Origin of the sequence: Actinomadura rugatobispora (genome assembly GCF_042656285.1) — a bacterium.
Lineage (GTDB): Bacteria > Actinomycetota > Actinomycetes > Streptosporangiales > Streptosporangiaceae > Spirillospora > Spirillospora rugatobispora.
On sequence record NZ_JBHSON010000066.1, the window covers coordinates 1 to 11,465 of the forward strand.

Genomic DNA, 11,465 nt, shown 5'->3' on the forward strand with positions numbered 1-11,465 from the left:
TGATCAGCCCGGTCACCACGTCCACGCTCGGCCGCTGCGTGGCCAGCACCAGATGGATCCCCGCCGCGCGCGCCAGCTGGGTGATCCGCACCACCGAGTCCTCCACGTCGCGCGGCGCCACCATCATCAGGTCGGCCAGCTCGTCCACGATCACCAGCATGTACGGATAGGGCTGGTACACCCGCTCACTGCCGGGCGGCGCCTTCAGCTTGTTCGCGCGCACCGCCTTGTTGAAATCGTCGATGTGCCGGAACCCCGACGCCGCCAGATCGTCATAGCGCCGGTCCATCTCACCCACCACCCAGTCCAGCGCCTCGGCCGCCTTCTTGGGACTGGTGATGATCGGCGTGATCAGATGCGGAATCCCCTGGTACATCGTCAGCTCGACCCGCTTGGGATCGACCAGGATCATCCGCACCTCGTCCGGCGTCGCCCGCATCAGGATCGAGGTGATCAGCCCGTTGATGCACGTCGACTTGCCCGCCCCGGTCGCACCCGCGATCAGGATGTGCGGCATCTTGGCCAGATTCGCCACCACCGTGCGGCCCTCGACGTCCTTGCCCAGCCCCACGACCATCGGATGGTGCTCAGACTGACGATGTCCTTGTCGACGTTGGGAATCTCCACCCCGATCGCTTTCACCACCGTGTCATTGGCCTTGGTCCGCGGCTTGGCCACGCTGCCCGGACGCAGCAAGGACACATCGGGCAACTCGTACCAGAGGCCCGGGTCGTCCCAGGCCGCACTGATCCGGCCCAGTTCACCTGCCACGGCGGCGGCGTCCCCAGGCCGCTCCTCAGGTGCTTTGGCGAGCAGGGCCACGATGAGCGCGTCCAAGGCGAAAGGAATCTCAGAGCGCAATTCACGCGGAGACGGAGCGGGTCTGGCGAGGTGCTGGGCGACGACGGCCTGCATGTCCTCACCGGGGAAGACGTACCGGCCGGTGAGCAGGTGGAACAGGGTGCAGCCCAGGCCGTACAGATCGGCTCGCTCGTCCAGGGGCCTGCCGGTGATCTGCTCGGGCGGCATATAGGCGATGGTCCCCATCCGCACGCCCGCCGCCGACAGACCGGCCGTCGCGCCCTGGAGCCTGGCGATACCGAAGTCGCAGATCTTGACCTGCCCGCTGGGCAGCAGCATCAGGTTGGCGGGCTTGATGTCGCGGTGGACCACCCCGGCGGCGTGCGCGGCCGCAAGCCCCTCGGCCACCTGGATTCCGTAGTCCAGCACATCCTCGACGGGCAGGCCGTAAGGGTGCCGGGACAGCAGGGCACGCAGGTCCTGCCCGTCCAGCAGTTCCAGCACCAGGTAGGAGCACCCGCGGTCCTCGCCGACATCGAAGACCGCGGCGATGGCCGGGTGCGCCAGCCGGGCCGCGGCGCCCAGGGTTGCCGCAGTGGTCCCGCTTGCGTCCACACCTGCTCTTTCCGCACCGCGATGGCCGCATCGGCCGTGGACGCTCCCCGGGCGCCGGGGCGTACGGGTTTGCTCATGCGAGGTCGCGTCTGGTCCGGCCAGGTCGGTGCCGATCGGCGTCACGACATCGCGGGGGTCAGGTCGCCACGCGTGCCGCCCGGCCGACTACGTAGGCGACGACGTCGCGGACCGTGACGAGGTCCTTGATGTCCTCTTCGGCGATCTCCACGCCGAACTTGTCCTCCAGGGCGAATCCGAGTTCGACCAGGGCCAGCGAGTCGAGGTCGAGGTCGTCCATGAAGTGCTTGTCCGGCGTGACGTTGCCGGCGGGGATGCCGACGATGTCCTCCACGATTTCACCGATCGCCTGAACAACCTGTGTCTGGGACACGTCCATCACGACACCTCCGGAGTCGATCGAAGTCAGGCGGGGATTTCCGTCTTTGCAAGCAACTATGCAACGGGCCGGCTTCGCCGGACAAGAGTGTCGGTGGTTATTTCGGGGATCGGTTATATCTATCGATAGATGTGCTATATCGAAATGTATAACGGGGTTGATTTCCGGGGTGTGCGACTCTTGTCGGGAATTGTTCGCGGTGGTTAGCTTTGTCGTACGGTATTCGGCGGGAGGAGATGGCCACGTGAGCACCATGCTGTCTCCCGGTGGAGTGGGGGAGTACTCGTTCGCCGATCCGCAGGCCGCTCTCCGGATGGTCCGGCACCTGCGGGAGGTCGGTGTCTCCGCAGGTGATCGGGTGATGCTCAAGGCCGATAACTCGATGGCCTTCGTCGCGACGCTGTTCGCGCTGCTGCATCTCGATGTCTCATTGGTCCTGGTCGACCACCAGCAGACCGCGGAGGAGAGCCAGCGCGTCGCCGGGCTCACACGGGCCGGCTGGGCGCTGCTCGGCGAAGGTGTTCAGGCGCCCGAGGGGGCGCGTGCCATTCGTTTCGAGCGAGTCCCGGGCGGCAGCGTCGGCGCCGAGCGCCTGGAGCTCGGGGAATGGCGGCGCCGGTCCGATGCGTTGATCGCCTGGTCTTCCGGGTCGACCGGGCAGCCCAAGGCCGTCGTGCGATCCGGCCGGGCTTTTCTGGACAACCTCGAACGCACGCGGGAGATGATGGGCTACCGGTCCACCGATATGTTCCTGCCGTTGCTCCCGTTCTCTCATCAGTACGGGCTTTCCATGCTGTTCCTGGCGTTTCTTTCGGGCGCCGGAGTGCTGATCGGTCCGTACCGGCGGCTGGACGCCACGCTGCGCTCCGCGAACCGCGCGACCGTTCTGGACGCCACGCCCGCGACGTACCGGAGCCTGGTGTCGCTGCTGGAGCGCAGGCCCGAACTCGGGGAGGGGCTGCGGTCGGTGCGGTTGTTCTGCACCGGGGGAGCTCCGCTGGACGCGCACTTCTCGGAGCGGTTCCGCGCCGCACTCGGGCGCCCCCTGCTCGACGGGTACGGGAGCACGGAACTGGGCAACGTCGCCTTCGCGACCTTGGAGGCGCCGGTGGGGTGCGGCCGCGTCCTCGACGGCATCGAGGTCGGGATCCTGCGCGAGGACGGAAGCGCCGCGCCCGCCGGCGAGGTCGGAGAGGTCGTCGTGCGGTCCCCCGACGTCATGGAGGGGTACCTCACCGAGGACAACACCGTCGACCCGACGTGGCCTCCCCCTCACCGCACAGGTGATCTCGGCTACCTGGACGAGCGGGGGCATCTCTTCGTCCTGGGCCGCAAGCAGGCGGTGCACCGGCTCGGCCACACGCTGTACCCCGAGGTGCTGGAGCGCAAGGCCGAGGCGATCGGCCGGCCGGTCGCGGTGGTGGCCCTCGAGGACGAGCGGCGCGGCTGCACGCTGGTGTTCGCCGTGGAGGACGCGGATGTGGACGCCTGGACGTGGCGGCGGCGGATCCGCGCCCACCTGGCGCCCTACGAACAACCGAATCATGTGGTGGTCTTCGAGCGGTTCCCCGTCAACCGCAACGGCAAGACCGACCGCGCCGAACTGCGCCGCCTCTGCCGGGAGGCGGTGTTCCGGCCGCCCGCGCCCGCCGCGGCGGCCACCCTCGCCGAGGGGGACGCCGATGCCTGACCTCGCTCAGCGGTGCCGTGGCACCGGAAGGGGGCCGAGATCGCTATGACCGACCAGGAGGACCGGCCGCCGCGGCGCCGGGTCGCGATCACCGGCACCGGTGTGATCACTCCGGTGGGACTGTCGGTCGAGCGGTGGTGGGCGGCGCTGCTCGCGGGACGCAGCGGGGTCGGCCCGATCACCGGTTTCGACGCCACCGGCCTGCCGGTCCGGATCGCCGCGGAGGTCCACGGGTTCGCCCCGGCCGAGCACTGGCCGCGCGAGGTGAGCCGCCGGCTGGACCGGTCGGTGCTGTTCGCCCTGGCCGCCACCGAGGAGGCGGTCGCCCAGGCCGGCCTGGAGATCGGTCCCGGCCTGGCCGAGCGCACCGCTGTACTGGTCGGCAGCTGCGACGGCCCGGACAGGTTCATCACCGAGTCCCAGCGGCGGCTGCACGACCACGGGTACCGCAAGATCCCGCCCTACTACGCGGCGACCAGCGGCCAGGGCATCGCGACCAACCAGATCGCCCTGTGGCTGGGCGCCGGCGGTCCCTCCGCCGCGATCAACACGGCGTGCGCCACGGGCGCGACCAGCATCGGCGAGGGGATGCGGCTGATCCGGTACGGCGTCGCCGACGTCGTCATCGCCGGCGGCTGCGAGGACTCCATCGGCCCGCTCAACGTCGCCAGCGCGGCCATCGCGGGCGCGCTGACCCGCCGCAACGACGAGCCCGAGCGTGCCAGCCGCCCCTTCGACCGGGAGCGGAGCGGCTTCGTGATGGGCGCCGGCGCCGGCGTGGTCGTGCTGGAGGAGAGCGAGCACGCGCGCCGCAGGGGCGCGACCATCCTCGCCGAGCTCGCGGGATACGGCGCCACCACCGACGCCTACCACCTGACGGCGCCGCATCCCGAAGGGCTGGGCGCCCAGAGGGCGATGCGGCTGGCCCTCGCGGACGCGGGCGTGCGCCCCGACGAGGTGGACTACATCAACGCGCACGGCACCAGCACCGTGCTGAACGACCGGGTCGAGCTCGCGGCGATCCGCGCGGTCTTCGGCGAGCGCGCCGCCCGGACGCCGATCAGTTCGATCAAGTCGATGCTCGGCCACATGATCGGCGCGGCCGGCGCGGTGGAGCTCGTCGCGGCGGTCCAGTCGCTGGTGACCGGGATGCTGCCGCCGACCGTCAACTGCGACGACCCGGAGGACCCGGAGATCGACTTCGTCCCGCACGTGCCGCGGCGGCACGACCCGGAGGTGGTGATGAGCGACTCGTTCGGCTTCGGCGGGCACAACGCCGTGCTGGTGGCCAGGCGGTGGCCGGACGCGCCGCCGGCCGGAAGCGGAAACGACCAGAACGGAGAGCGGCCACATGAAGGGTGACTACGTCTCGCTGAGGCGCATGAAGGACGACGACTTCGACCTGCTCGCCGACTGGATCGGGGGGCGCGTGGGGAGCTACGGCGCCGGCTCTCCCACCTTCGTCACCCCTGAGCAGCTGCGCCACGGGTTCGTCACGTTCCTGATGGTCGTCAGGAACGACGGGGAGCGGATCGGCGTCGTGTCGTGGCGGCAGCTGGCCTACGAGGGAAGCTACGAGCTGGGCGTGGCGATCGGTGACGAGGAGGCCTGGACCGACGGGTACGGCGTCGAGGCCGTGCTGCTGCTCCTGCAGTACATCTTCCACGCGCGCAACGCGCACCGGGTGGAGATGGTGGCGGGACTGTACAACCGGCAGCCGATGAGGATGGTCACCCAGGGGATCATGGTCCTGGAGGGCGTCCTCCGCGACTACTTCTTCCTCGATGGCGAGTATCACGACGCGGCGATGTTCTCCATGCTGCGCGAGGATTACTACAAGCTCGTCCAGGAACTGGAGCTGACACCGGATACCGTCCCGGAGGCGGAGAAGCTGGAAGCGCGCAAGGTGTTCCAGGAGTACGTGACGAACAAGCCGCAGAGCTACCTTTCCCAGCTGGCGAACCGGGTGGTCGAGGGCTGACGCCCGGCGAGGGCCGGGAAATCTCCAGGGCCGTGGACGATCTGGTCGGATCGTCCACGGCCCTGGCGTTGGTGCCGGCGGCGCCGATGGTCGTGCCGGTACGGCGTTCGCCTCCCGGCGGCCCTTGGGCCACCGGGAGGCGGCGGTCTCGGTCAGGAGCCGCTGCCCGGCACCGGCGGCCGGTCCCGCGACGGTCCGCCGCGGTCGGCGTCCAGCTTCCTGATGTGAGGGCTCAACGGGTACCGGGCGAGGACGTCGCTCGGCAGGAAGTAGGCCCCCTGCACCATTCCGATGCAGTCCGGGGCGGCGCAGAGGCAGGCGAACGGCCGGACCATCGCCCATTCCGTCGAGGGGTAGAAGAAGGTCAGTTCCTCCCCTTGGCCGATCGCCCGCATCGTGATGACGATGCGGGCGACCGTGTCGACGAAGACGTTCGCCGCGCACGAGTGATTCAGATAGCGCACGGTGGGCGAGTCGACGTGCTCGGCGACGCCCACCTGGATCGTGTAGACCGACGGCACGGTGTGGACCGGGCGGTCGGCGAAGTCGGCCACCGCGGTGCCCGCGGCGATGGGCGCCGCGGCGACCAGCCCGGCGCCCGCCGGGCGGTCGTCGGCGACCTCGTAGAAGGTGCTCGTGCTCATTGACGGCTCCAGTCGGTTACGGCGCATCGACGCCGGAGGGCTCGGCGCCTGGGAGGAGGGGACGGGGATCAGGGAGAGGCCGGGGACGCGTCGGGCCCGGAGGCGGCCTCGCGGAGGATTTCCTCGATGTGCCCGGTCAGGGCGGAGACGGTCGGGTGCTCGCGCAGCACCACCGCCGGCAGCCGGTGCCCGAGCAGGGACCGCAGCTTGCGCAGGATCAAGATGCTCATCAGCGAGTCCATGCCCAGGTCGTAGATGTTCTGGTCGGGGTCGAGCGCCTCGGGGGACGGGAGCTTGAGGATTTCGGCCACCACGGCCCTGACCTGCTCCCGCAGGCCGGTCGCGCCGTCCGCGGGCACTCGGGCGCCCGGCCGCGCCGGCTCGTCCAGGTAGCCGGCGAGCAGGCTGGACGGGCGGCTCCCGTCCGCGATCCCGATCCGGGACCATTCGGCGTCGGCGATGACCAGCTGGGCCGGAGCCTCCCGCTCGTCCAGCCGCCCGAGGACGGCGCTGAGCCGGCGGCCCGGCATCAGCCGGATCCCGCCCCCTTCGAACAGTTCCTGCTGCGGGGTTCCGGCCATTCCCTCGCGCCAGCCTCCCCAGTTCACCGTGTGCCCGGGAAGGCCGCGGGTCCGGCGGTGGAGGACGAGCGCGTCCTGGAAGCAGTTGGCGGCCGCGTACGCGGCGTCCCATCCGCCCAGGAGCGCGGCCAGTGCGGAGAAGCACACGAACCGCGTCACCTTGTGGGACTCGGCGAGCCGGTGCAGCAGGTGCGTACCGGTGACCTTGGAGCCGAACATCGCGGCGAGGTGGTCCTCGTCCATCTGGTCGAGCGGTGTCGTCGCGCCGGTGACGGCGGCCTGGTAGACGCCGCGCAGCGGAGGCAGATCGGCCCCGAAGCGGTCGCTCAGGGCCTGCATGGCGGCCTCGTCTCCGACGTCCGCGGCGACCGCGGTCACGGTGACGCCGCGGCCGCGCAGCTCCTGGACGATGGGGGCCGTGTCCGGCAGGCCGCGGCGGGAGAGGGCCACCAGGTGGCGGGCGCCGAGGTCGGCCAGCTGCCGCAGCACCAGCGGGCCGACTCGCCCGCTCGCGCCCACCACCAGCTCGCAGCCGTCGGGGTCGATCGCCAGCGGGGCGCCCGCGGGCAGCGTGCCCGGCACGAGCCGCGGCACCAGCCGGGCCTCGCCCCGGTGGCAGACCTGGTCCTCGGGCGAGCCGGCGGTGATCTCCCGGCGGATCAGCTCGGCGGCCCGCTCCGCCGGACGGTCGTCCAGGTCGATCAGACCGCCGTGCAGGTCGGGATGGGCGGGCAGGAGGCTCCGCGCCGCGCCCCAGACGGCCGCCCGCGCGGCGTGCACCGGATCCCCCGGTCGCGCCGCCTGCGCGTACCGGGTCACCAGCCAGAGCCGAGGGGGCCGGTCGGCGCCGGCGGCCGCGAGGTCGTGGACGAGCCGCCACGCCTGGAGGGTCAGGCGATGGGCGGTGGCGGGATCGGCCTCGGCCCCGTCGCCGGCGTCCAGGCCGACCGGCAGCACGACCTGGGCGACCCCGGCCGGCGGGCCGAGGCGGGCGATCCTGTCCGCGGCCGCCGGTGCCGTCAGTTCCGTGATCGGGACGACGCGGTGCTCGACGCTCGCCTCGGCCAACGCGTGCACCAGGGCGCCGGCCACATCCGACCCGTCGCTCACGACGACCCAGCCGCCTTCACCGGCCAGGCCGTCGCGCGCATCGCCCGCCGGAAGGGGAAGCTCCCGCCAGCCCACCGTGTGCACCCATGAGCCCGGCACCGGCGCCGGGGCGGGCTCGAGCCGGAGCCCACGCAGCGATCCCGCGTCCCCGCCTGGCCCTTCCAGGGCGGCCGACACCGCCAGCCCCGCACCGGCGGGTTCGGCCGACAGCAGCCGCGCGCTCAACGCGCCCGCGGCCGGTTCCCAGAACAGGCCGTCGGCGCCCTTCGGCACCAGCGCCCCGGACGCCTGCGCCTTCCCGATCGCCTGCGCCGTCAGGGTGTCGATGCATCTGGCGAGTACCGCGACCCGCCCCGCGCCGCCCGTGCCGGCGCCGTCCGTGCCGGTGACGCCCGTGCCGGTGCCGTCCGTGCCGGCGCCGCCCGTGCCGGCGCCGCCCGTGCCGGTGACGCCCGTGCCGGTGCCGGCGGCGGAATCCGCGGTCGCCCGGTGGATCCTGGCGGAGGCGCGCAGCCGCCAGCCGTCCGCGTCGCCGTCGGCGGTGTAGATCTTCACGCTGGACAGGACCCCGCCGTCGTGGTCCTCCGGAACCAGCGCCGTCTGGACCTCCGCCCGCTCGCCCGGCCGCAGCGGCTCGTGGACGCACAGGTCCCGGACCACCGAGGGCCGCAGGCCGGCGCACCGCGCGGCGGCCAGCGCCATCTCCCCGTACAGGGCCAGCGAGACCGGCTCCTCCGGCAGGTCGGAGCACTCGGCCGTCCACGACGGGTCGAGCCGCCCGTGCCAGAGATGGGTTCCGGGGCTGTTCGCCGGCCTGGTGTGCATGCCGAGGAGCGGATGGCCCGCCATGAGGCCCGGCGCCGGAGCCGGAACGGCGGTCGCGAGCGCGTCGCCCGCGGCGGTGGCCGGTGCGCCGCCGTCCGGCGACGGCGACGTCCAGTAGTCGCGGTGATGCCAGGCGGTGGTGGGCAGCGGCGCGACACCGCCGCCGGGGAACAGCCGCTCCCCCGGGACGGGCAGGTGGTCGCAGCACAGCGCGGCAAGTTGGGTGAGCATCGTGGCCCGCGCCGGCTGGTCGCGCCGCAGGGTCGGCACGACGAGCGGGTCGCGAACCTCGGCCGCCGCCAGCGTCGACTCGACCGCCCATCTCAGCAGGGGATGCGGGCTCACCTCGACGAAGACCTCGTGCCCGTCGTCGGCGGCCGCCTTGATCGCGGCGGCCAGCCGGACCGGCCTGCGGAGGTTGTCCACCCAGTACGGCCCGTCGAAGGACGGCGCCTCGCGCGGATCCTCGGTCACCGTCGAGTAGAAGACCGGGCCGCCCCGCCGATCCGGCTCGGCGGGCCGCGGGCCGAGATCGGCCAGCGCGGCGAGCAGCGGCTCGGCGAGCGGGTCCATCAGCGGGGTGTGCGAGGCGGCCTTCCCCGGCACGGACCTGGCCGTGACGTCCCGCGCGGCGAAGTCGGCGACGACCCGCTCCACATCCTCGGGGCTCCCGGCGATGCCCGTGGTCGCCGGCCCGGCCAGGACGGCCACCCAGACCGTGTCGCCGACGCCCAGCTCGGTCAGCCGGGCCGCGACCTCGTCGGGCGGCGCCTCGATCGACCCCATGGCGCCCTCGCCCTCCACGCCCGCGATCGCCTGGGAGCGCCGGCACAGGATCCTGGCGCCGTCCTCGGGGCTGAGGACGCCGGCGACGACGGCCGCGGCCACCTCGCCCATCGAGTGACCGATCACCGCGGCCGGCTCCACCCGGTAGGAGCGCCACACGGCGGCGAGGGCCACCTGCATGGCGAAGATGAGCGGCTGGACGTCGGTGCCCCGGGCGGGAAGCCCGCCGCGCGCCAAGGTCTCGGCCAGCGCCAGGCCCGCCTCCTCCTGGATCACCGGTTCCAGCTCCGCGATCGCCGCCGCGAACGCCGGCTCCGACTCCAGAAGCTCACGGCCCATCTCCGGCCACTGCGACCCGTACCCGGAGAACACCCACACCGGCCCCCGGCGGCGTTCCCGCCACCGTTGCGCCACGACGCCCGGTACGGCCCGGCCCGCCGCCAGGCCGCGCAGTCCCGCGAGGAGCTCCTCCCGGTCCGCCGCGACGACCGCCCCGCGCTGCCGGACGCCCGCCCGCCGGGCCAGCGTCGTGCCGATGTCCGGCATCGGGACGCCGGCACCGGGGCCCTCCAGCCAGTCCGCGAGGAGACCGGCCGTCTCGGCGCACCGTTCACGGTCCCATCCGGAGACCACGTACACCCCGGGACCGGACGCGGAGCCGGAGCCCGGCCCGTTCGCGGGCGCGGCCTCCAGCACGACGTGCGCGTTGGTGCCGCCGAACCCGAACGAGGAGACCGCGGCCCGGCGGGGCTCGTCCGTGGCGGGCCACGAGACCGGTCCGGTCGGCACGAAGAAGCGGCCGCCCTCGGCGTCGATGGCCGGGTTCCACTTGGTGAAGTGCAGGTTGGGCGGGATGACGTCGTGCTGGAGCGCCAGGACGGCCTTGATCAGGCCGGCGATCCCGGACGCCGCCTCCGGATGGCCGATGTTGGTCTTGACCGCGCCGAGCGCGCACGGCAGGTCGCCGGTTCCGTAGACCTGGTCGAGCGCCTCGAACTCGATCGGGTCCCCCAGCTGCGTGCCCGTGCCGTGCGCCTCGATCAGGCCCACCGAAGCCGGTGACGCGTCCGCGAACCTGAGCGCGTCTCTGAGCACCGCCGCCTGCGCGTTCGTGTTCGGCGCCGTCACCCCCTGCGAACGCCCGTCGGAGTTGACCGCCGAGCCGCGGATGACCGCCAGGACGCGGTCCCCGTCACGCAGCGCGTCCCCGAGGCGCTTCAGCACCACGACGCCGCACCCCTCCCCGCGCACCATGCCGTCCGCGGCGGCGTCGAAGGTCTTGCAGCGGCCGTCCGGGGCGAACGCCCCCCACTGCCCGAGGGCGATGTGCGTGTCCGGGTCCAGGATCACGTTGACCCCGCCCGCCAAGGCCATGTCGCTCTCCCGCAGGCGCAGGCTCTGCGCCGCCAGGTGCACCGCGACCAGCGAGGAGGAGCAGCCCGTGTCCAGCGCCGTGCAGGGACCGTGCAGATCGAGGAGGTAGGAGATCCGTCCCACGGCCACGCTGTGCGCGTTGCCGGTGCCGCTGTAGGGGCCGACCTCGGCAGCGAGCTGCTGGTAGTCGCTGTACACGAGGCCGCCGAAGACCCCGGTCCGGCTGCCCGCCAGTGACCCGGGTCCGATGGCCGCCCGCTCCAGCGCCTCCCACGCGGTCTCCAGGAGCAGCCGCTGCTGCGGGTCCATGGCCTCGGCCTCACGGGGCGAGATGTTGAAGAACGCGGCGTCGAAGCCGCTGACGTCGTCCAGGAACCCGCCCCACCGGGAGTTGGCGCTGTCCGGGGCGTACGGGTCGGGATCGTAGAGTTCCGCGGCGCCCCAGCGGGTGGCCGGGATGTCGGTCACGGCGTCGCGTCCTTCGACGAGCAGCCGCCAGAACGCCTCGGGGCTGTTCGCGCCGCCGGGGAAGCGGCACGCCATGCCGACGACGGCGATCGGTTCGGCGGCGATCGTGCCCGCCGCGCCCGCCAGCCGGTCGGCCAGCACGTCCAGTTGGTCCTCGGACAGTTCGGCGAGCCGCTCGGTGATGCTCGTCATG

At 72.6% G+C, this 11,465-nt stretch carries 6 protein-coding genes and 1 pseudogene; 3 read left to right on the forward strand and 4 right to left on the reverse strand.

Going from position 1 to position 11,465, the window contains the following annotated elements; genetic code table 11:
* Together ACFPZN_RS36915 and ACFPZN_RS36920 are read right to left on the reverse strand one after the other, a co-directional pair.
* Positions 1 to 1,539: pseudogene (locus ACFPZN_RS36915) on the reverse strand (serine/threonine-protein kinase); the annotation flags it as partial.
* Between the two features lie 13 nt (positions 1,540 to 1,552).
* Positions 1,553 to 1,813: an acyl carrier protein gene (locus ACFPZN_RS36920; protein ID WP_378287126.1), complete on the reverse strand. Its 261-nt coding sequence runs from the start codon at positions 1,811 to 1,813 to the stop codon at positions 1,553 to 1,555.
* Positions 1,814 to 2,066: 253 nt separating this feature from the next.
* Between ACFPZN_RS36920 and ACFPZN_RS36925 the strand changes: the two genes are divergently transcribed.
* From ACFPZN_RS36925 to ACFPZN_RS36935, 3 genes are read left to right on the forward strand one after another with little or no spacing between them, the layout of a single operon-like run.
* Positions 2,067 to 3,503: a class I adenylate-forming enzyme family protein gene (locus tag ACFPZN_RS36925; protein ID WP_378287176.1), complete on the forward strand. Its 1,437-nt coding sequence runs from the start codon at positions 2,067 to 2,069 to the stop codon at positions 3,501 to 3,503.
* A gap of 45 nt (positions 3,504 to 3,548) precedes the next feature.
* A complete protein-coding gene (gene fabF / locus ACFPZN_RS36930) occupies positions 3,549 to 4,865 on the forward strand; it encodes a beta-ketoacyl-ACP synthase II (RefSeq protein ID WP_378287127.1) in 1,317 nt (438 codons plus the stop codon).
* On the forward strand, positions 4,855 to 5,484 hold the full coding sequence (locus ACFPZN_RS36935) for a GNAT family N-acetyltransferase (protein WP_378287128.1): 630 nt from the start codon (positions 4,855 to 4,857) through the stop codon (positions 5,482 to 5,484). Before fabF ends, ACFPZN_RS36935 begins: the two co-directional genes overlap by 11 nt.
* Before the next feature lie 152 nt (positions 5,485 to 5,636).
* On the opposite strand, the gene ACFPZN_RS36940 is transcribed toward ACFPZN_RS36935, so the two are convergent.
* On the reverse strand, positions 5,637 to 6,128 hold the full coding sequence (locus ACFPZN_RS36940) for an SET domain-containing protein (RefSeq protein ID WP_378287129.1): 492 nt from the start codon (positions 6,126 to 6,128) through the stop codon (positions 5,637 to 5,639).
* A gap of 68 nt (positions 6,129 to 6,196) precedes the next feature.
* Entirely contained in the window at positions 6,197 to 11,464 is a 5,268-nt protein-coding gene (locus tag ACFPZN_RS36945; protein WP_378287130.1) for a type I polyketide synthase, read from the reverse strand.
* Position 11,465 lies beyond the last annotated feature (1 nt).